Annotated in this window: 18 protein-coding genes and 1 pseudogene; 12 read left to right on the top strand and 7 right to left on the bottom strand. The window is 71.6% G+C overall.

All coding sequences use genetic code 11. The features are described 5' to 3' along the window. Positions 1 to 96 precede the first annotated feature (96 nt). The 3 genes from AB0O15_RS17095 to AB0O15_RS17085 all read right to left on the bottom strand — a co-directional run bounded on the left by AB0O15_RS17095 (position 97) and on the right by AB0O15_RS17085 (position 2,482). Positions 97 to 588, bottom strand: coding sequence for a pyridoxamine 5'-phosphate oxidase family protein (locus AB0O15_RS17095; protein ID WP_364319295.1), 492 nt, complete (start codon positions 586 to 588; stop codon positions 97 to 99). Positions 589 to 652: 64 nt separating this feature from the next. After that, positions 653 to 1,657 (bottom strand): alcohol dehydrogenase catalytic domain-containing protein, encoded by a 1,005-nt coding sequence (locus tag AB0O15_RS17090; RefSeq protein ID WP_364319293.1) that lies wholly within the window; start codon positions 1,655 to 1,657, stop codon positions 653 to 655. Further along, positions 1,658 to 2,482, bottom strand: coding sequence for an SMP-30/gluconolactonase/LRE family protein (locus AB0O15_RS17085; protein ID WP_364319291.1), 825 nt, complete (start codon positions 2,480 to 2,482; stop codon positions 1,658 to 1,660). It lies immediately after the preceding gene. Positions 2,483 to 2,546: 64 nt separating this feature from the next. Here AB0O15_RS17085 and AB0O15_RS17080 point away from each other — a divergent pair, with 64 nt between their 5' ends. Continuing rightward, positions 2,547 to 4,262, top strand: coding sequence for an IlvD/Edd family dehydratase (locus tag AB0O15_RS17080; RefSeq protein WP_364319289.1), 1,716 nt, complete (start codon positions 2,547 to 2,549; stop codon positions 4,260 to 4,262). Here AB0O15_RS17080 and AB0O15_RS17075 read toward each other — a convergent pair. Continuing rightward, a complete protein-coding gene (locus tag AB0O15_RS17075) occupies positions 4,259 to 5,011 on the bottom strand; it encodes a PHP-associated domain-containing protein (RefSeq protein WP_364319287.1) in 753 nt (250 codons plus the stop codon). The genes AB0O15_RS17080 and AB0O15_RS17075 overlap by 4 nt on opposite strands. Before the next feature lie 30 nt (positions 5,012 to 5,041). Here AB0O15_RS17075 and AB0O15_RS17070 point away from each other — a divergent pair. Then, positions 5,042 to 5,284 (top strand): annotated as a pseudogene (locus AB0O15_RS17070) (hypothetical protein); the annotation flags it as partial. Positions 5,285 to 5,383: 99 nt separating this feature from the next. Here the strand turns inward: AB0O15_RS17070 and AB0O15_RS17065 are convergent. Then, a complete protein-coding gene (locus AB0O15_RS17065; protein ID WP_364319286.1) occupies positions 5,384 to 7,546 on the bottom strand; it encodes a tetratricopeptide repeat protein in 2,163 nt (720 codons plus the stop codon). Positions 7,547 to 7,905: 359 nt separating this feature from the next. Between AB0O15_RS17065 and AB0O15_RS17060 the strand changes: the two genes are divergently transcribed. The 8 genes from AB0O15_RS17060 (at position 7,906) to AB0O15_RS17025 (ending at position 14,853) form a co-directional block, all read left to right on the top strand. Then, positions 7,906 to 8,526, top strand: a complete 621-nt coding sequence (locus tag AB0O15_RS17060; RefSeq protein WP_364319284.1) for an L-threonylcarbamoyladenylate synthase — start codon at positions 7,906 to 7,908, stop codon at positions 8,524 to 8,526. A gap of 74 nt (positions 8,527 to 8,600) precedes the next feature. Continuing rightward, positions 8,601 to 9,974: an FAD-linked oxidase C-terminal domain-containing protein gene (locus AB0O15_RS17055; RefSeq protein WP_364319282.1), complete on the top strand. Its 1,374-nt coding sequence runs from the start codon at positions 8,601 to 8,603 to the stop codon at positions 9,972 to 9,974. 55 nt (positions 9,975 to 10,029) lie between these two features. Next, positions 10,030 to 10,716 (top strand): energy-coupling factor ABC transporter permease, encoded by a 687-nt coding sequence (locus AB0O15_RS17050; protein ID WP_364319280.1) that lies wholly within the window; start codon positions 10,030 to 10,032, stop codon positions 10,714 to 10,716. Continuing rightward, complete coding sequence (locus AB0O15_RS17045; protein WP_364319278.1) at positions 10,713 to 11,057, top strand: PDGLE domain-containing protein; 345 nt, start codon at positions 10,713 to 10,715, stop codon at positions 11,055 to 11,057. Before AB0O15_RS17050 ends, AB0O15_RS17045 begins: the two co-directional genes overlap by 4 nt. Before the next feature lies 1 nt (position 11,058). Beyond that, positions 11,059 to 11,811 carry a cobalt ECF transporter T component CbiQ gene (gene cbiQ / locus AB0O15_RS17040; protein WP_364319276.1) on the top strand — a complete coding sequence of 251 codons (753 nt, stop codon included), beginning with the start codon at positions 11,059 to 11,061 and terminating at the stop codon, positions 11,809 to 11,811. Beyond that, positions 11,808 to 12,563 carry an ABC transporter ATP-binding protein gene (locus AB0O15_RS17035; protein WP_364319274.1) on the top strand — a complete coding sequence of 252 codons (756 nt, stop codon included), beginning with the start codon at positions 11,808 to 11,810 and terminating at the stop codon, positions 12,561 to 12,563. Before cbiQ ends, AB0O15_RS17035 begins: the two co-directional genes overlap by 4 nt. Before the next feature lie 106 nt (positions 12,564 to 12,669). Further along, positions 12,670 to 13,524, top strand: a complete 855-nt coding sequence (locus AB0O15_RS17030; protein WP_364319272.1) for an LLM class flavin-dependent oxidoreductase — start codon at positions 12,670 to 12,672, stop codon at positions 13,522 to 13,524. Between the two features lie 51 nt (positions 13,525 to 13,575). After that, complete coding sequence (locus AB0O15_RS17025) at positions 13,576 to 14,853, top strand: hypothetical protein (RefSeq protein ID WP_364319270.1); 1,278 nt, start codon at positions 13,576 to 13,578, stop codon at positions 14,851 to 14,853. A 336-nt stretch (positions 14,854 to 15,189) separates the two neighbouring features. On the opposite strand, the gene AB0O15_RS17020 is transcribed toward AB0O15_RS17025, so the two are convergent. Further along, positions 15,190 to 16,638, bottom strand: a complete 1,449-nt coding sequence (locus tag AB0O15_RS17020; protein WP_364319268.1) for a peptide MFS transporter — start codon at positions 16,636 to 16,638, stop codon at positions 15,190 to 15,192. 48 nt (positions 16,639 to 16,686) lie between these two features. On the opposite strand from AB0O15_RS17020, the gene AB0O15_RS17015 reads away from it, so the two are divergent. Both AB0O15_RS17015 and AB0O15_RS17010 read left to right on the top strand, forming a co-directional pair. Continuing rightward, complete coding sequence (locus tag AB0O15_RS17015) at positions 16,687 to 17,643, top strand: DUF1152 domain-containing protein (protein WP_364319266.1); 957 nt, start codon at positions 16,687 to 16,689, stop codon at positions 17,641 to 17,643. A gap of 16 nt (positions 17,644 to 17,659) precedes the next feature. Next, positions 17,660 to 18,352 (top strand): hypothetical protein, encoded by a 693-nt coding sequence (locus AB0O15_RS17010; RefSeq protein WP_364319265.1) that lies wholly within the window; start codon positions 17,660 to 17,662, stop codon positions 18,350 to 18,352. A 44-nt stretch (positions 18,353 to 18,396) separates the two neighbouring features. Here AB0O15_RS17010 and AB0O15_RS17005 read toward each other — a convergent pair whose 3' ends face one another. Beyond that, a complete protein-coding gene (locus tag AB0O15_RS17005) occupies positions 18,397 to 19,584 on the bottom strand; it encodes an MFS transporter (protein WP_364319263.1) in 1,188 nt (395 codons plus the stop codon). Positions 19,585 to 19,759 lie beyond the last annotated feature (175 nt).

The raw sequence follows: 19,759 nt of genomic DNA, 5'->3' as shown, positions 1-19,759 counted from the left end.
GTCCGCGAGGGCGCCGACCACGACTTCGACACCCGCTTCGAGCGTGGCGTCAACCGCATCCTGAAGGCCGTCGAAGCCTCCCTGCCTCAGTAACGGTCAGGAACGCTCGGCCCGCTGCCGGACCAGCTCCTCGACCGCGGAGGGCAGGGTGGTCTCGAAGTCGATGAGCTTGGCCCAGGTCGGCGTGATGACGATCCGGACCATGCCGTCGTAGAGCGAGCGGACCTCGGCCTCCCACTCGACCCGCTGCTCGGGGGTCATCTCGTAGCTGCCGTTCATCTGGAGGTACTCGGCCGGGATGCCGTCGACGTCGTCGAGCTCGGCCCGGCCGCGGATCAGCAGGATCTTCGGCGGGTGGACCTCGGTGTCGATGGTCAGCGCGACCATCGGGTTGGCGCGCAGGGCGGGCAGCTTCGGGGCGTTGCGTGAGGTGCACAGCACGATCTCCGACCCGTTCCAGGTGAAGGCGATCGGGATGCTGCGGGGGGTGCCGTCCTGGGCCACGTAGGCCAGCCGGGTCAGGTCGCGGGCCAGCAGCTCCTGGCTGATCGGCTTGGTCAGGATCGCGGTGATCTCGGTGGTTCGCATCTCTGGTGGCTCCTTCGTCGGCTTGTACCCCGGGGACGAAGCCGGCCGCGCGATCTCGACGTGCTCAGCCGCGCGGGTCGATGTGGATCTTCGGGGCCGCGCCCCAGGACGGGTCGCGGGCGCCGGAAAGGACCGCGACCGCCTCGTCCAGGCCCACGGTGGCGGCGACCAGCGGTCGAGGATCAACGGCCTGTGCGGCGTACGCGGAGATGGTTTGAGCCAGCGCGCCCGAACCGCTCAGGACGCCCACCGCGGTGACGTCCTTGAGCGCGAGGCGGCGGGTGTCGAGCAGGGACGGCTGCTCCGCGATGCCGATGAAGACCACGCGGCCGCCCGGCTCGACCAGGTCGACCGCCCTCGCGGGCAGGGACGCGGCGGTCGAGCAGTCGATGACCGCGTCGAACGGCAGGTCGGGCAGGTCGTCGGCGGTCCACGCGTTGGTGAGGCCGAGTGAGCGGGTGAAGTCGAGCGACAGGCCCAGCACGTGCACCTCGGCCCCGGCCGCCGCCGCGAACGACGCCGCCAGCAGGCCGATCGTGCCCGGACCCATGATCAGGACCCGGGAGCCGGGGCTCAGCGCGGCGGCCAGCACCGCCCGCAGCGCGTTGGCGCCGGGCTCGACCATCGCCCCGACCGTGGCGTCGACCTCGTCCGGCAGCTCGTGCAGGGCCGTCACCGGCACCGGGAGCTGCGCGGCCAGGGCGCCGGGCCAGCCGTGCCGGACGCCGATCTCGTGCCGGTCGGCGCACAGGTGCTGCCGCCCGGACGTGCATCGGGCGCAGTGCCCGCAGCCCAGCATCGTGTCGCCGGTGACCCGCCGGCCCAGCCAGGCCTCGTCGGCCGCCGTTCCGGCCGCGGTGACCACGCCACTCCACTCGTGGCCGATCCGCATCGGGTAGGCCGCCTCGCCGGAGTGCAGGTAGGCCATCTCGCCGCTGAAGAACTCCAGGTCGGTGCCGCACACCCCGGCCCGGTCGACGTCCACCACGACCACACCGGGCCGCGCGACCGGCGGGTCGACGTCGATGACCGAAGCTTGCTTGGGCCCCGTGATGACGAAGGCGCGCACCTAGTTGAACCCCGCCCAGTCGAAGGCAGGGAGCCCGGTCGCGCCCACGTCGGCCAGGTAGAGGGCGTCGCGGGCGGTGATCAGCAGCCGGTCGAGGCCGGGACCGACGAACAACGGGCAGGTCACCTCGGCGCTGGCCACCTCGACCACCCCGGTCAGCTCGCCCTCGGGGCTGAACCGCCGCACCTCGCCCGTCCCGTAGACGGCCACCCACAGGTTGCCGTCGGCGTCGGTGCAGATGCCGTCCGGGTCCCAGTCGTCCCGCAGGAAGATGTGCCGCTCCCCGTGGCCGGCCCGCACGTAGATCTCGCCCGGCACGGTGTCGACGTAGTACCACAGGCTCGCGTCGGGGCTCCAGGCCAGGCCGTTGCTCAGCCCGATCCCGGCGTCGATCGTCGTCACCGACCGGTCGGCGCCGACCCGCACCAGCACCTCGTCGTCGCCCGGCTGCTCGTTCAGCTGCATGGTCCCGACCAGGAAGGCGCCGTCGGGGTCGCACTTGCCGTCGTTGAGCCGGCGGCCGCTGCCCGCCGCCAGGATCCGGGGGCCGGGGGCGACGTCACCCTCGGCGGTCACCACCATCAGGGTCTCCAGGCCGGCTACGAGCAGCTCTCCGGTACGCCCGAGAGCCACCGCGCTGACCATCCGGTCGAGCTCACGCGTCCCGGCCGGCTCCACGCCCCGGTCGGTCAGCCGGCCGCTGTGCAGCGCCCCGGCCTCGATCTCGACCCAGTGCACCAGGCCGCGTGGCGCGTCCCAGATCGGCCCCTCGGCCAGCCGGAACGTCCGGTCCGACGCCCTCTGTGCGGTCCATCGATCCACCATGAGGCCTAGCTTGCCAACAATCGGGCGGTAGGGTCCAAGAAGAGTGATCGGAAGGCGGTCGGGCGTGGCGGAACTTCGCAGCAACCAGTGGTACGGCGGGGATGACCGGAACTCGTACATCCATCGAGCCTGGATGCGTCGCGGCACCCCGGGCTCCTCGTTCATGGGCAAGCCGCAGATCGCGATCGCGAACACCGCGTCCGACCTGACCCCGTGCAACGCTCACCTGAACGAGGTGGCCGACAGCGTCAAGCAGGGCGTCTGGGCGGCCGGCGGCGTACCCCTGAATCTGCCCGTCGTCTCGCTGGGCGAGACCAACGTCCGGCCGACCGCGATGCTGTGGCGCAACATGGCCGCGATGGCGATCGAGGAGATGCTGCGGGCCAACCCGATCGACGGCGTGGTGCTGCTCGGCGGCTGCGACAAGACGATCCCGTCGCTGCTGATGGCGGCCGCGTCGGTCGACCTGCCCGCGGTGGTCGTGCCGGGCGGGCCGATGCTCACCGGCACCTTCCAGGGCGTGCCGCTGGGCTGCGGCACCGACGTCTGGCGCCTGTCCGAGGAGGTGCGCGCCGGCACGCTGACCGAGGCGGCCTTCCTCGAGTCCGAGTCGTCGATGATCCGCAGCCGAGGGCACTGCAACACGATGGGTACGGCGTCGACGATGGGCCTGCTGGCCGAGGCCCTGGGTACGACCATCCCGGGCACCGCCGGCACCCCGGCCCCCGACAGCCGGCTGCTGGCCCGCTCGCACGACACCGGCCGGCTCATCGTCGAGATGATCGAGGCCGGCCGCCGCCCCAGCGAGGTGATCACCCGCGCGTCGTTCCACAACGCGATCGTGGCGCTGGCGGCGATCGGCGGCTCGACCAACGCGGTGGTGCACCTGCTCGCGATCGCCGGCCGGCTCGGCGTACCCCTGACGCTCGACGATTTTGATCGGATCGCCGCCGAGGTGCCGTTCCTGGTCGACCTGCAGCCGTCCGGTCGCTTCCTGATGGAAGACCTGTTCCGCGCGGGCGGGCTGGCGGCCGTCCTGAAAGAGGTCGCCGACCTGCTCGACCCGTCGGCGATCACGGTGACCGGCGAACCCTTCGTCGACTCGCTGGCCGGGGCGCAGATCTGGGACAAAGAGGTGATCCGTACGCGGGACGCGCCGCTGCTGCCGAGCGGCGGCATCGCCCGGCTGCGCGGGAACCTGGCCCCCGACGGCGCGATCATCAAACCGGCCGCCGCCTCACCCCACCTGCTCCAACACCGCGGTCAGGCGCTGGTGTTCGACTCGATCGAAGACTTCCACGCCCGGGTCGACGACCCGGCCCTGGACGTCGACGAGAACACCGTGCTGGTGCTGCGCGGCTGCGGACCGCGCGGCTACCCCGGCATGCCCGAGGTCTCCAACATGCCGCTGCCGTCGAAGCTGCTGCAGAAGGGCGTCCGGGACATGGTCCGGATCTGCGACGGGCGGATGAGCGGCACCGCGTACGGGACGGTCGTGCTGCACGTGGCGCCCGAGGGCGCGTCCGGCGGGCCGCTGGCCAAGCTGCGCACCGGCGACTGGATCGTGCTCGACGTGCCGGCCCGGCGCATCGACGTGGAACTGCCCGACGACGAGCTGAACGCCCGCGAGCCCGCGGCCGCGATGGTGTCGGCGCTGGCCCGGCCGACGCGGGGCTGGGAGAAGCTCTACGTCGACACGGTGACCGGGGCCGATACCGGGGCCGACTGCACGTTCCTGCAGGGTAGTAGCGGCGACAAGGTCAGCCGCGAGTCTCATTAGCCCACGTAGATGGCGTTGGTCAGGGCGGCCATCCGGCCGTCCGGGTGGCGGACCTCGAGCCGGACGTAGTTCGGGGTCTGGATGATCCTGATGGTGTTGCCGGGGACATTTCGGACATCGATGGTCAGCTCAGGGTTGCCGTCGCCGGGTGGGAGCGTGTCGCCGATCTGGGCCACGTGACCGTCGCGGCGGGCCTCGAAGGTCAGCTCGGTGGCGGCGGAATCGGTGATCCAGCCGCGGCCCGCCCGGACCGCGTCGAGGATCGCGTCGGCGGTCAGCTCGTCGGCCCGCACCACGTTGTGCGCGACGCCGATCTGGCCGGCCAGGTGGATGTCGCTGTTGCCGACCGCCTTGATCGTCATCGGGTCCCAGGCGGCGAGACCGGCCTCGTTGTCGGCCTGCCACGGCACGTCGGAGCGCCACGCGCCGTTCCAGACCTCGACCAGGTCGAAGCCGTCCCGCGACATGGTGAACGTCCCGCCCGGATAGGGGGCGACCGGGTGGGCCACCACACGGAGCCGCCCCTCGATGTCGAGCCAGTGCCCGTCCGGCGTGATGTTCTCCCGCCCCCGGAAGATCAGGAAGTCCTCGGCGGCCCACTCGGGCCAGTTCGCGTCCGAGTTGTGCTCGGTGGCGGCGAGGAAGTCGAGCCCGACCGCCCTGGCCGCGGCCACCACCTCGGCCGGCGTCAGCTCCCCACCGTCGGACAGCGTCGAGTGCGTGTGCAGATCCCCCCGGAACCAAGGCATCCCGAAACCCTAGTGCGCCATGATGGGCGGATGCGCACCCGGAAGTCGTTGCTGTCCTACCGCTCCGAGGGCTCGATCCTCAGCCTGTGGTCGAAGGGCTCGATCCTCTCGATCGGCTCCAGCGGATCCGTCCTGTCGATCGGTTCCATCGGCTCCGCCGGGTCGATCGGATCCATCGGCTCCTGGCTGAGCGTCGGCTCGATCCTCTCGGCCGTCTCGGTCGGATCCGTGCTGGCGTGGCGTTCCCGCGGCCGCATGCTCGCCGCCGGCTCTTCCTCTGTTCCCAAGGACGTCAGCTGACGCCGCCGATCAGGAGGACGAGCCGGCCTCGGACGTGACCGTCCTCACGGAACTCGACCGCCGGCCGAGCCGCTAGGTCGTCGGGTCGAACCAGTTCGCGATCGCGGCTCGGATCTCGTCGACCTCGGGCCGCCCGTCGCCGCCCTCCGGCCGCAGGTCGGCCAGCAGCTCGTTCATCGCGATCTCGGCCTCGTCCCGGTGCCCTCGCTGCCCGAGCACGTCGATGGCGTAGTAGCGCGCCTTCAGCGTGGCGACGTGGTCCGGTCCCAGCACCCGGCCGGACGTGGCGGCCAACCGGTCGATGACGGTCTGCGCCTCGTCGAGCAGGTCCGCGCCGGCCAGCCACCCGGCGAGGTTGAGCTCGACCTCGAGCGTCTCGGGATGCTCCGCGCCCAGGTTCGGGTTCCGGCGATAGCCGTCGAGAACCTCCCGGAGGCCGGCCACCGCCGCCCGCGGCGACTCGACGGCGCCGAGCGTGCAGGCGAGGGCCATCCGGGCGTTGAGGGTGTCGCGCGCGTCCGGTTCGAGCACGGCTTCGTACCCGGACACGAGGGCGCGTAGCGAATCCGCGGCGCCACGACGGTCCCCGGTCGCCTCCTGAAAAATGGCGACACCGTGCCTCGATGCGAGCGTGTTCGAGTGCTCGGGTCCCAGCAGCCGGAGGCGGATGGTCAGCACGTCCCGCATTTCGGCCAGCGCGCCCACATGGTCGTCGGTGCGGTGCCGGGCCCAGGCGATGTTGTGCCTGATCGACAACGTGTCGGCGTGCTCGGCGCCGAGCCGTTCCGTCGCCGGCGGCAGCAGCGCCCGCCACCAGGCCAGGGACGTGGCGGACAGCCCCTGTGGCCACAGGCTGTTGCCGGCCCGGAACACGACCTGGTGCAGACCGTCGTCCCACAGCGCCGCCTCGGCGTTGCGGCGGAGCGCCTCGGTGTTGTTCCGTAGCTGCTCGACGAGGTCGGCGTCGCGCTCGACGTCCGGCCAGATCTCGAGCAACGCGTCCGCGGCGTACCGGGCGATCCGGGCGATCTGCTCGACCGCCTCCTCGCGGACCGACCGCTGAAGCACCGGGTGCACGTCGAGCGTGCGGCGACCGTCGCGCAGGTCACACAGGCTCAGCAGAGTGAGGTTGGCCAGGCCGTCGGACGCGTCGTCGGCGGTCATCGCCACCCCCAGCTCAGCGGTGAGCATCTGCTGGACCGTCTTGGTGACGAACAGAGCGGCCGGGCTGCCGTGCGGGTCGAGCAGGGCCGCGAGGCGGAGCAGGAGCCGGGCCGCGCCCACGGGCGGGCGCTCGTCGGCCGCCGCGATCGACAGATCCCAGGCCGTGGCCAGGGTCGTCGCCAGGGGGTCCTTGGGGTCCGGGACCAGCTCGGCGAGTCGTCGCTCCCGGAACCGCCGTAGATAGCCGGCGCAGTCGAGGTTGTAGTTCCTGATGTACGCGCCCGCGAGCGACAGTGCGAGCGGCAGGTGGCCCAGCTCCTCGGCGAGCTCGGCGGCGGCGTCGAGACCGTCGCCGTCGAGTTTCTCGGTCAGGTAGCCGAGCGACTGTCGGGGCTCGAACACGCCGACGGCCCAGATCGTCCGCCCGTGCCCGGCCATCGTGTCCTGCCGGCATCGGGTGGTCACCACGGTGCTGGTGTTGCCCGGCGGCGGCCAGAGTTCGTGCAGGTCGGCGGGGTCACGCAGATCGTTGAAGACGACCAGCGACCGGCCGCCGTCCCGGTTGCCGAGCCGGGTCAGGGCCCGCTTCGCCCGGGCCACCTCGTCCTCCTGGCCGGGCACACCGAGCTCGTCGGCCAGATCGGTCAGCGTGGACAGGATGGCGGTCGGTGAGGCTGCCTCGACCCACACGACGACGTCGGTGAGGTGGTCGGTCGGGGAGCGGTAGGCCAGCTCGGCGGCGAGCTGCGTCTTGCCCACGCCGTCGAGTCCGGTGAGGACGAGCACGTGGCCGGGCGTGAGGGAACGGCTCAACCCGGCCGTCTCGGGACGGATCTGGTGAGCGTGGGCCAGCGGCGGCGGTGACCCGATCCAGTGGTCATGGCGCAGGGTCTGTTCGAAGGCCAGCAGCCACGGCGCCAGATCGGGCTCGCCGGGGAGTCCGGCGTGACGGTGACAGACCCGCACGGCGGTCTGGAGGAAGAGCCAGTCCATCGGTCTCTTCCCGTCGAGCATTCGCCCGATGGACGCGTAGGAGTAGCGATGACCGACCCGGTCGGACAGATCCTCCATCACCCGCAAGGCTGGATTGCCGTGGTGAGCGCGGTATTCCCTCAGCCGGAGCCGTAGGATCGACTGCGAGTCGGTGGCGGTTCGGGAGCGGCCAGACACAACTCTTAGTATGCGTTCAGCTGCCTTGAGTGAAACCTCGTGAATGTCGGTCCGAGTTGGCAGCTCTGTGTCCCGGTGTTTCACTGCCTCGCAGGTGGCCGGGGTTTCCGCCTCCACTGATAGGTATGTGGCAGGAAGTCGTGGAAGTGTTGAACGCCCTCGGGGTGGTCGTCGTGGTCGTGAACGGCGGGATTGAGATCGTTCGGAAGGCGCGCGAGCGGCGTGACCGGAAGCGGGACGACGAGGGCTAGGCTCCTCGCGTGGCGAGGTATTTCGACGTGCATCCCGAGAACCCGCAGGCCAGGGTCATCGGGCAGGTGGCGGGCGTGATCCGGGGCGGCGGCGTCGTGGCGTACCCGACGGATTCGTGTTTTGCCCTGGGGGTTCAGCTGGGTGACAAGGACGGTCTCGACCGGATCCGGACCATCCGGCATCTGGACGAGCGACATCACTTCACGCTGATGTGCCGCGACTTCGCGCAGCTCGGGCAGTTGGTGACGATCAACAACGCGCTGTTCCGGTCGATCAAGGCGGCCACGCCGGGGCCGTACACGTTCATCCTGCCCGCCACGCGTGAGGTTCCGCGGCGGCTGCTGCACCCCAAGAAGAAGACCGTGGGGGTACGCATCCCGGAGCACGTCGTGGCCCAGGCGATCCTGGCCGAGCTGGGCGAGCCGCTGGTGTCGAGCACCCTGCTGCTGCCCGGTGACGAGGAGCCGATGACCCAGGGCTGGGAGATCAAGGAGGCGCTCGACCACCAGGTCGACGCGGTCGTCGACTCGGGGGAGTGCGGCACCGTGCCGACGACCGTGATCGACTTCTCCGGCGGCGAGCCCGAAGTCCTGCGTGAGGGAGCGGGCGACCTCAGCCGGTTCGTCTAGGTTGGGTGTATGGCCATGTTCACCACCGATGACGGCGACGGGGCGCCGGTGGTGCTGCCGGCCGGGTTCTTGCGATGACGTTGTTCGAGGGCATCGACGAGGTCACCGACCCGGACGTGCTGGCGAGCCTGTCGCACGACGAGGCCGACTGGGCGCCGGTGGGCCGGGCGGTCGCCGCGGTGCGGCCCCGGTCGACCGACGAGGTCGCCCGGGTCGTCGCCGAGTGCGCGCGCCGCGGGCTGGCCGTGGTGCCGCGCGGCGCCGGGACCGGGGTGTCCGGCGGCGCCAACGCGGTCGACGACGGTGTGATCCTCGACCTCTCCAAGATGACCGCGATCCTGGAGATCGACGCCGACAACATGGTCTGCGTGGCGCAGGCCGGCGTGGTCAACGACGTGCTGAAGGCCGAGGTGGCCAAGCACGGCCTCTGGTACCCGCCCGACCCGGCCAGCTCGCCGTGGTCGACGATCGGCGGCAACGTGGCCACCAACGCCGGCGGGCCGTGCTGCCTCAAGTACGGCGTGACCAGGGACTACGTTCTCGGGCTGACGGCCGTCGTGGGCGGGCCGGCGGGGGAGTACGGCACGGTGGCCCGGCTCGGCCGCCGCACCACCAAGGGCGTCAGCGGGTACGACCTGACCAGCCTGTTCGTCGGTTCCGAGGGGACGTTCGGGGTGATCACCGAGGCCACCCTGCGCCTGCGGCCGGCCCGCAAGGAGCCGCCGCGTACGGTCGTGGGCGCCTTCGGCAGCCTGGTCGCGGCCGGTGAGGCGGTGGCCGGGAGCACCCGCCGGGGCCTGCTGCCGGCCGCCCTGGAGCTGCTCGACCGGGCCACCCTGCGGGCCATCGAGGACTGGAAGCACCTGGGTCTGACGGCCGACGCCGAGGCGCTGCTGCTGGCCCAGATCGACACCCCGGGCGTGGCCGGCGAGGCCGAGGCGGCGGCGATGGCCGAGGCGTTCACCGGGGCGGGCGCGCTGTGGGCCGAGACGTCGACGGACGAGGTCGAGGCGGAGCAGCTGTTCGCGGCGCGCCGGCTGGCGTACCCGGCCCTGGAACGTCTTGGCCCGGTGCTGACCGAGGATGTCTGTGTGCCACGGTCGGCGGTGCCCGCGATGCTGGCCGCGATCCAGGAGATCGGCGCCCGGCACAACGTGACGATCGCCACCGTCGCCCACGCCGGTGACGGCAATCTGCACCCCTTGATCATCACGCCGGTCGGGGACGACGCCGCCCGGGCGGCCGCGCAGGAGGCCTTCGAGGAGATCCTCGCCGGGGCCATCGCCGCAGGTGGGACGGTTACCGGCGAACATGGCGTGGGCCTGCTCAAGCGCGGCGGCATGCGGCAGGAGCTGTCGCCCGCGGTGCTGGCCATGCAGTCGGCCGTGAAGCAGACCCTCGATCCGCTGAACCTGTTCAATCCCGGCAAAGTGGTCGGCCTGCCCTGAATTCGCTTGTTGCCAGGTCTGTGCAACAGCCAGTCGTGCCAAATATGCTGCGGGCATGGACCAGACCGTGGCGATGCACATCGCGAACGGCATCGTGGACGCGCGGGTCTCCGCCGCCTTCGCGATCGTCTCCCTGGTCGCGCTCGGCTTCTGTGTGATGCGCGGCCGCCTCGACCTCGACGACCGGCTGGCGCCGATGGCCGGCCTGGTCGCGGCCTTCATCTTCGCCGTGCAGATGCTCAACTTCCAGGTGCTGCCCGGCGTCTCCGGTCACCTGCTCGGCGGCGCCCTGGCCGCCGTGCTGGTCGGCCCCTGGGTGGGCGCGCTGTGCGTGGCCACCGTGCTGATCGTGCAGTGCCTGCTGTTCGCCGACGGCGGCCTCACCGCGCTGGGCCTGAACATCTTCAACATGGCCCTCCTCGGCACCGCGGTCGGCTACCTGGTCGCCGTCGCCGTCCTCAAGCTGCTGCCGCGCGTCGAGGTGGCGACCTTCGTGGCCTCGGTGGTCAGCGTCGTGGTCGCCTCGCAGGGCTTCGTCCTCGAGTACGCCCTGGGCGGCACCACCCGGCTCGACCTCGGCACCGTCGCGAGCGCCATGGCCGGCGTGCACCTGCTGATCGGCATCGGCGAGGGCCTGATCGCCGCCACCACGGTCGCGACCGTCGCCAAGGTCCGACCCGATCTGGTGTACGCCTTGCGGCGAACCACTCGGGTGACGAAGGCGGCGGAGGTTCCGGCGTGACGAAAAGACTCGGGTGGTTCCTGGCCGGCGGCCTGCTGGTGGCGCTCCTGCTGGCCGGCGTGGTCAGCAACTTCGCCTCGGGCAGCCCCGACGGCCTCGACGCCACCGCGCGGCAAGGCTGCACGTTCAACGCCGACGGCGAGATCACCGGCGGCACCTGCATGGCCCAGCGGGAGCAGGAGCACCAGCTGGGCGGCAGCCCGTTCGCCGGCTACGGCATCAAGGGCCTGGACGGCCCGCTCGGCACCGCCGTGGCCGGTGTGCTCGGCGTGCTGATCACCTTCGGCGTCGGCGGCGGCCTCTTCTGGCTGGCCCGGCGCCGCAAACCGGTGCGGTCCTGAGATGGGCGCCGGTCACGCCCACCCCCTCCATCTCGAGCACGACAGCCCGCTGCACCGGCTGCCGCCCGAGGTGAAGATCGCCGCCACCCTGCTCTTCACGATCGTCGTGGTGGTCACGCCGCGCGAGCACTTCCGCGCGTTCGCCGGGTACGCCGCGCTGATCGTGATCGTGGCCGCGATCGCCCGGGTCCGGCCCGGCTGGCTGGCCAAACGGGCCACCATCGAGCTGCCGTTCGTGCTGCTGGCGTTCTGGCTGCCGTTCGCCGGTCACGGCGAGCGGATCACCTGGCTGGGCCTGTCGCTGTCGGTGGACGGGCTCCACGGCGCCTGGAACATCGTCGCCAAGGGCACTCTGGGCGTACTCGCCTCGCTCCTGCTCGCCGCGACCACCTCGATGCGCGACCTGATCATCGGCCTGGACCGCCTGCGGGTGCCGGAGGTCTTCACCCAGATCGCCACGTTCATGTTGCGCTACCTCGACATCCTGGCCGAGGACGCGCGGCGGATGCGGATCGCGCGGCTGTCCCGCGGGTACGACCAGCGCTTCCTGTGGCAGGTGAAGGCGTTCGCGGTCGGCGTCGGCGCGCTGTTCCTGCGGTCGTTCGAGCGCGGCGAGCGGGTCTACCTGGCGATGCGGTCGCGCGGCTACACCGGCCGGCTGCCTCTGCTCGCCCACCGGCGGACGTCCGCGACCCACTGGGCGGCGGCGGCCACCCTCCCGCTGGCGGCGGCCGGGCTGGCGGTGCTCACATGACGGCCGCCTTGCGCGTCACGGGACTGCACTACGCGTACCCGGATGGGACCGCCGCTCTTCGCGGGATTGACCTGACCATCGCCGAGGGCGAGCGGGTCGCGTTGCTCGGCCCGAACGGCGCCGGCAAGACCACCCTGGTGCTCCACCTCAACGGCATTCTGCACGGCGGCGCCGGCACGGTTGAGGTGGCCGGCGCGACCGTCGAACCGGGCGACCGGGCCGGCATCGCCGAGATCCGCCGCCGGGTCGGCCTGGTCTTCCAGGACCCCGACGACCAGCTGTTCATGCCGTCGGTGGCCGAGGACGTGGCGTTCGGCCCGGCCAACCTGGGCCTGCGTGGCGCCGAGCTGGACGCCCGGGTCGACGAGGCCCTGGCCGCGGTCGGCATGAGCGCCCACCGCGACCAGGTGCCGCAACACCTGTCCTTCGGCCAGCGCCGCCGGGTGGCCGTGGCCACCGTCCTGGCGATGCGCCCGTCGCTGCTGGTCCTGGACGAGCCGTCGTCCAACCTCGACCCGGCCAGCCGCCGCGAGCTGGCCGACATCGTCCGCTCCCTGCCGGTGACGGTGCTGATGGTCACCCACGACCTGCCGTACGCCCTGGAACTGTGCTCCCGGGCGCTGATCCTGGACAACGGCCGCATCGAGGCCGACGCGCCCACCCGCGACATCCTCGCCGACACCGACCTGCTGGCCGCACATCGCCTGGAGCTCCCGTTCGGCTTCAACCCGCTGGCCGCCGACGCCCGCTGAGTTCAATCGATCTCTGTGAGTCTCCACACGTGTGTCGTGGAGAAGGTTGACGTGGAAAGTATCGCTACCGTGGCCGTCCAAGGAACCGGCGAAGGGCGATGCGAGCGTGAAGATCGGTATTGGACTTCCGAACCAGGTACGGGACATGAACCCGGCCGTCATCCCGGGGTTCGCCAAGCGGGCCGAGGACGCCGGCTTCAGCACGCTGGGAACGGTGGGGCGGCTCGCCTACCCGGGTCTGAACGAGACCGTGGCGCTCGCCGCCGCGGCCGGCGCGACCAGCCGCATCGGGCTCTTCAGCAACGTGCTGCTCGGGCCGGTCTGGCCGCCGGTGCTGCTGGCCAAGGAGGTGGCCGGCATCGACGCGGTCTCCGGCGGGCGGCTCACGCTCGGCGTCGGCATCGGCGGGCGGGATGACGACTTCGTCGCCGAGGGCTACCCGATGAAGGCGCGCGGCAAGCGCTTCGACGCCGACCTCGACACCTACCACCGGGTGTGGAAGGGCGAGCCGGTCGGCGGCGGCGACAACGCGGCCGTTCCCACCGGCACCCGTCCGGTGCCGCTGATGTTCGGCGGCATTGCCCCGGCCGCTCTCGCCCGCATGGCGAAGTGGGGCCAGGGGTACGTCGGACCGAGCGCCCCGGCCTCGATGGTGGCCGACGGGTTCGCCGGCGCCCGGGCCGCGTGGAAGGCGGCGGGCCGCGAGGGCGAGCCGCGCCTGGTGGCGATCGCCTACTTCGGGCTCGGCGACCCCGACAAGGGCGCCCGGAACGTGGGCGACTACTACAGCGTCCACGGCGACTTCGCCAAGGTGGTCGTCGACAACCTGGCCCGCACGCCCGAGCAGGTCCGTGAGGTGGTCAAGTCGTTCGAGGCGATCGGCGCCGAGGAGCTCATCCTCAACCCGACCATCGACGACCCGGACGAGGTCGAGCGCCTCGCTGAGGTCGTACTCGAATAGCCTGCCCTTGATCTGACTGCGGCGCCGCCCCGGCATCACTAGCCTCCCCGCATGACGATTTCATGGGGGATTCGGTCCATGGTGGCCACCGGGGCGACGATCTCGGTGCTACTCGCGCCGGCGGCGGCTCGTGCTGCCGCCGGCGCCACCACCGTCCTGGTCGACGTGGCCGCCGACGGCACACCCGGCAACGGCGCCAACACCGACTGGGACATCGCCGACAACGGCCGCGTGGTGGCCTTCGTGTCGGACTCCGGCAATCTCGTCGCGGGTGACACGAACGCCACCCACGACGCCTTCGTCCGCGACCTCAACGCCGGAACGACAACGCTGGTCAGCGGCGGGCGCAACGGCCAACCGGCCAACGGCCCGGTGCGGGACGTCGCCATCTCCGGCAACGGCCGGTACGTCGCGTTCACCTCGGACGCGTCCAACCTGGTGGCCGGCGACACCAACGGCCAGCGGGACGTCTTCGTCCACGACCGCCGCACCGGCGTCACCGTCCGAGCCGGCGCCGGCACCGGCCTTCAGCAGAGCCCGTCCATCTCGGACGACGGCCGCTACGTGACCTTCATCCAGGCCGACATCCCGAACGGCGTCCGCCCGCAGGTGTACGTCCGCGACCTGACCGCCGGCGTCACCCGGCAGGTTTCGGTCCCGTTCCCGGACAGCGAGGCGGCTGCCTTCAGCGCCGAGATCTCCGGCGACGGCGCCTGGGTGGCCTTCGCCGCCACGGGTGACTACGTCGGCGACGGCGGCAGTGCCAGCGCGGTCTACCTGACGTCGCGGGCCACCGGCGGAGCGATCCGCGTCAGCCCGCAGACCAGCGACACCGCCCCGTTCGTGGACGCGTCCGCACCCAGCATCGACCGCGCCGGGAGCAAGGTCCTGTACGTCTCGAACGCAAGGCTGGACCCCTCGGACAGCAACGGGATGGACGACCTCTACCTGTACGACGTGGCCGCGAGGACCACCACCCTGGTGACCGCCAACGCGGCGCGCACCGGCGCCGGGGACTCCGGCACCTCCGGGGGCGCGCTGTCCGCCGACGGCCGCTTCGCCGGTTTCGGTTCGAACGCGTCCGACCTGGTCCGGCGCGACACCAACGGCTTCGTCAGCGACGCCTTCCTCCGCAACCTGGGCGCCGGCAGCACCACGCTGGTGTCGACCGACGTGTCCGGCGCCGGCTCCAACGGTCCCAGCTACCGGGCCGTTCCGTCAGCCGACGCCAGCCGCGTCCTGTTCGCCTCGGAGGCAACCGACCTCGGCCCCGACCCGGGCGACAGCCGGCCACATTTGTATCTCCGCTCAACCCCGTTCCGCCCCTAGGCCGCGCGCTCACCGGCCAGAACTTCAAAAAGATTGGTGTCGTAGCTCGGTGGGGGGTGCGGACCGCAGCTCCCGCCGAGGCCGGCTCGCTGCGCTTCGCCTGCGGCGTCCGTGCCCACTCACCCTTCTTTTTCCCAAGCCGGCTCCCCACTTGCCGACGGTTCGCTGATGCGCTTCCGTCTCGCCACCCCCGGTGTCGTCGCGGGGCTCGCCGACGGGCCGCGTGGCGTCATGGCTTCGGGCGGTTTGCCCTCGATGGAGCCGCTCAGCGCGCGGTCCACGGCGAGCGGTTGGCACCGCCGGGAACGTCTCGGCGGCCGTGAACACCACGGTTACCTAGTTGACGCCGCCCATCAACCGTCGCAACGGTTTGGTCAGGGCGATCATGATCAGGCCGGCGACGATGGCGACCGCGCCGATGATGCCGAAGTAGGGGACCTCGTGGTCCTCGCTGTAGTAGTTGGCGAGCGTGCCCGACATCGCCGTGCCGAGCGCGACCGACAGGAAGAACAGGGCGACCATCTGGGTGCGGAAGGCCTCCGGCGCCAGCTTGGTGGCCAGCGACAGGCCGACCGGGGACAGCAGCAGTTCGGCCACCGTGAAGACGAACAGGATGCCGGCCAGGCCGAGCAGCGGCGCCGAGTTCGGACCGCCACCGGCCAGGGGCAGGAAGAGCAGGAACGCCACGCCCATGATGGTGGTGCCGAGACCGAATTTGATCGGCGTGGAGGGCTGGCGGCTCCCGAGCCTGGTCCAGAGCACGGTGAACACCCCGGACAGGATGATGATGAACACCGGGTTGATCGACTGCACCCAGCTCACCGGCATCTCCCAGCCGAACAGGTTGCGGTCCAGCCGCTGGTCCGAATAGACCGTGACGACCGTGAACTGCTGCTGGTAGAGGCTCCAGAAGACGGCGCTGACCAGGAACATCGGGATGAACGCGAGCACCCGGCGGCGCTCGGTGTCGTTGATGCGGTGGCTGCTCAGGATCACCGCGAAGTAGGCGATCGCGGCCAGGATGCTCAGCACCACGACGATCGTGGACAGCCTCGCGGCCGGGATCAGGCCGGCGAACGCCAGCACGGCCACCACGACGATCACCGCCACGGCGACCGCGATCACCATCGGGCGGCGCGCGGCGGGGAGCGGGTTGGCCACCTCGTTGGTCAGGCCTTTTCGCCCGTACGCGTACTGCGCGAGCCCGAGCGCCATGCCCACGGCGGCCAGCCCGAAGCCCCAGTGGAAGCCCGCCTCCTTCTGGAGCAGCCCGGTCAGCAGCGGGCCGACCAGCGCGCCCAGGTTGATCCCGAGGTAGAACAGCGAGAACCCGGCGTCGCGCCGGTCGTCGCCGGGGGCGTAGAGCGAGCCGACCAGCGCCGTGGCGGTCGCCTTGACGCCGCCGGAGCCGAGCGCGATGCCGATCAGGCCGGCCGCGACGCCGGCCAGGCCGGGGATCACGGCCAGGCAGATGTGTCCGATCATGACCAGGACGGCCGAGCCGAACAGCACCCGTTCCGGCCCGAACAGCCGGTCGGCGATCCACGCCCCGACCACGGTGGCCAGGTAGACGCTGCCGCCGTAGGCCCCGACGATGCTGGTCGCGGTGGCCTGGTCGATCCCGAGCCCGCCCTGCGCCGCCGTGTAGTACAGATAGATCAGCAGGATCCCCTGCATGCCGTAGAACGAGAACCGTTCCCACAGCTCGACCCCGAACAGATGAGCGAGCGCACGAGGCTGGCCGAAGAACGTCCGGTCCCGCGTATCAGCAATCGTCTCTGCCATACGGACGCCGTACCCCGATTCCTTGATCCACGCACCTAACCTGGACCGGTGAATTCCCTGGCGGATCCGCCGCTCTTCGCCGCTCTGTCCTCGTCGCGAAACGTTCTGCTGGCCGGCGCCGGTGGTGGGTTCGACGTGTACGCCGCCCTGCCGCTGGCCATCGCCCTGCACGACCGCGGTGTGGGCGTACACCTGGCGAACCTGTCCTTCACCCCGCTCGAACTGGTCGACCTGGACCACTGGCACGCCCCGGACATCGTCGCCGCCCGCACCGGCACGTCGGGGCCGGACGACTACTTCCCGGAGCGGACGCTGGCCCGCTGGCTGGCCGCCAACGACCTGCCGAGACCGGTGTACGCGTTCCCGCGCACCGGCGTGCAACCGTTGCGGGCGGCCTACCGCCACCTGGTGGACGAGCTGGACATCGACGCCATCGTTCTGGTCGACGGCGGCACCGACATCCTGATGCGCGGCGACGAGGACGGCCTGGGCACCCCGGTCGAGGACATGACCAGCCTGGCCGCGGTGGCCGGCGTGGACGTGCCGGTGCGGCTGGTCACCTGCCTCGGCTTCGGCATCGACGCCTTCCACGGCGTGGTGCACACCCAGGTCCTGGAGAACCTGGCCGCGCTCGACCGGGACGGCGCCTACCTGGGCGCGCTGTCGATCCCGGGCGCGAGCCGCGAGGCCGAGCTCTACCGGTCGGCGGTGGCGGACGCGCAGGCGGCGACCCCGATCCGCCCGAGCATCGTGCAGGGTCAGATCGAGGCGGCCACCCGGGGCGCCTTCGGGGACGTGCGGTTCACCAGGCGTACCCAGGGAAGCGTCTTGTTCGTGAATCCCCTGATGGCCATCTACTTCACCGTCGACCTGGCCGCCCTGGCCGCGCGCAACCTCTACCTGGACCGCATCGAGGAGACCGTCGGCATGAACCAGGTCGCCCTGCGCATCGAGAAGTTCCGCGAGGAGATCTCGCCGCGCGTCCCACGAGCATTTCCCCACTAGAGCTAGGGTTTCGGGCATGCGTCGGCGCCGGTGGATGTGGGTGGCCGCGGGGCCGGTCGTGCTGATCGTCGCCGCGGTCGCGGTGCTCGCCTTCGGGTATCCGTCGGTGGCCGCGACCGCCTGCCCGCGCTGCTTCTCGCTGGTCGAGGCGAGCGACGGGCTCTACGTCGAGGGCGGGCTCGACGAGACCCAGCACCAGATCATGATCCGGGTACGGTCGGACGCCGACCAGCGGGTCGCCGAGTTCTACGGCGGCCGGGAGAGCGACCCGATGCTGCTCGCCTGCTTCACCGACGACTGCTACCGCCGCATCGGCGGTGGCGGCGAACGTGGCGTCGCGGTGCTGAACCGGGCGGTGATGCTCTCCCCGCGCGGCCTCGACGTGGTGATCGCCTCGCACGAGATGGCCCACGTCGAGTTCGACCACCGCCTGGGCGACCGTGCCGACGGGGTTCCACAGTGGTTCGACGAGGGCCTGGCCGTCATCGTCTCCAAGGACGGGCGCAACATCCGCCCGCCCGGCGCCGGCGACCGTTGCAAGGTCGAGCCCACCGGCGCCCTGCCGGTCACTCTTCAGGACTGGCTGGCCGCCGCGACGGCCGACGACCAGATGTACGCGAAGGCCGCCTGCCAGACCTACCGCTGGCTCGACGCCCACGGCGGCAAGCAGGGCGTCCTCGACCTGGCCACCACCGGCTGGCGCGGCTGAGGCCTCTCAACCGGGCGGCCGGAGGCCTCTCTACGGAGGCCTCTCTACGGGGCCGCCGGAGGTCGAAGGACGGGTGTGGGAAGGCGCCAGCGCGCGCGGGCCACCGAGGCCAGGACGCCCAGGGGCAGGCAGGCGACGGCCAGCGCGGCGTAGACGATGTCGAAGCGGCCGGCGTCGGCCGGACCGGCGAGCAGCACCGCCGCGACCGAGCTGCCCGCGAACAGGCACCCGGCGAACAGTGACACCACGGTGGCCCGCGCCGAGGGCAGCACCTCGGTCGCCCAGGTCTGCAGCGACGAGTGCATCGACGCCCAGCCCATGCCGAGCAGCACGGCCGCGCCCGCGGCGGCCACCGGTGCCCGCGAGACGGCGGCAACCCCGCAGGCCAGCGCGCACGCGGCCGCGCCCCCGGCGATGAGCTGCCACACCGGCCGGGTGCGGGACAGCCGCCCGACCAGCCGGGCGAAGGCGAACACGGCCACCCCGTACACCGCGGTGACCAGCCCGGCCAGCGTCGGCCCGGCGCCGGCCTGCTCGGTGGCGGCGGGCAGCAGGGTGAGCGCGCCGAGCAGGATGCCGCCCTCGACCAGGGCGATGGCCAGCACCAGCAGCGTGAAGGGGGAGCGGGCGACCCGGCCGGCCGGTGCCAGCAGCGGCTCGGGATCGGGCGGGAGCGGAAGCGGCGGCAGCCGTCGCAGGAGCACGACCAGGACCAGGGCGCAGGCCGCGGACAGCGCGAACATCAGGCGCCAGCTCACCGCCGACGCCAGCGCCCCGGCGGTCGCCGAGGCCAGTGCGGTGCCCGCCGCCACGCCGGTCATCAGCGCGGCGATCGACGGCTGCCGGCGTTCGGCCGGGACGGTGTCGCCGACGTAGATCAGGCCGGCCGGGATGGCCGCCGCGAAGCAGGCCCCGGCGATCGCCCGGGCCACCCCGAGCTGGGCGGTGTTCGCGACGCAGGCGGAGGCGGCCGACGCGGTGGCGGCCAGGACGAGCGACAGCCGCAGCGTGCGGACCCGGCCCAGCCGGTCGGAGACGACACCCCAGACCGGCTGCATCACGCCGTACGCCAGGAAGTAGAACCCGGCCACGTGCACCATCGTCGACAGCGGCACGCCCAGCGCCCCGGACATCGCCACCAGCATCGGCGGCATCGCGAACCGGTCGAGCGTGCTGACGAACGTGGTCGTCTGGAGCAGTCGCAGCGCGCTCATCCCGGACCAGACCATCATGGGGACCAATCTGCCGCAACCGATCGCAACCGATCGCAACCAGGCAACTCATGCCCTCGTACCACCGCTGTCGCAGGTGTCATCACGGCACCCTCGGGGTAGGCAGCAGCAACGCGTCGCGTACCAGCTCGATCACGGCCTAGGGTTGGAACTGCAGGCCGGCGTGGTGGCCAAC

Source organism: Actinoplanes sp. NPDC089786 (genome assembly GCF_040684855.1).
Lineage (GTDB): Bacteria > Actinomycetota > Actinomycetes > Mycobacteriales > Micromonosporaceae > Actinoplanes.
Note: the sequence above shows the minus strand (reverse complement) of the source record. Positions and strands in the feature narration are given on the sequence as shown.

Excerpts from the sequence above, each read along its gene's own strand:
- AB0O15_RS17095 (WP_364319295.1), bottom strand. The coding sequence starts at position 588 with ATGCGAACCACCGAGATCACCGCGATCCTGACCAAGCCGATCAGCCAG.
- AB0O15_RS17085 (WP_364319291.1), bottom strand. The coding sequence starts at position 2,482 with ATGGTGGATCGATGGACCGCACAGAGGGCGTCGGACCGGACGTTCCGG.
- AB0O15_RS17075 (WP_364319287.1), bottom strand. The coding sequence starts at position 5,011 with ATGCCTTGGTTCCGGGGGGATCTGCACACGCACTCGACGCTGTCCGAC.
- AB0O15_RS17065 (WP_364319286.1), bottom strand. The coding sequence starts at position 7,546 with ATGGAGGATCTGTCCGACCGGGTCGGTCATCGCTACTCCTACGCGTCC.
- AB0O15_RS17055 (WP_364319282.1), top strand. The coding sequence starts at position 8,601 with ATGACGTTGTTCGAGGGCATCGACGAGGTCACCGACCCGGACGTGCTG.
- AB0O15_RS17050 (WP_364319280.1), top strand. The coding sequence starts at position 10,030 with ATGGACCAGACCGTGGCGATGCACATCGCGAACGGCATCGTGGACGCG.
- cbiQ (WP_364319276.1), top strand. The coding sequence starts at position 11,059 with ATGGGCGCCGGTCACGCCCACCCCCTCCATCTCGAGCACGACAGCCCG.
- AB0O15_RS17035 (WP_364319274.1), top strand. The coding sequence starts at position 11,808 with ATGACGGCCGCCTTGCGCGTCACGGGACTGCACTACGCGTACCCGGAT.
- AB0O15_RS17025 (WP_364319270.1), top strand. The coding sequence starts at position 13,576 with ATGACGATTTCATGGGGGATTCGGTCCATGGTGGCCACCGGGGCGACG.
- AB0O15_RS17020 (WP_364319268.1), bottom strand. The coding sequence starts at position 16,638 with ATGGCAGAGACGATTGCTGATACGCGGGACCGGACGTTCTTCGGCCAG.
- AB0O15_RS17010 (WP_364319265.1), top strand. The coding sequence starts at position 17,660 with ATGCGTCGGCGCCGGTGGATGTGGGTGGCCGCGGGGCCGGTCGTGCTG.
- AB0O15_RS17005 (WP_364319263.1), bottom strand. The coding sequence starts at position 19,584 with ATGATGGTCTGGTCCGGGATGAGCGCGCTGCGACTGCTCCAGACGACC.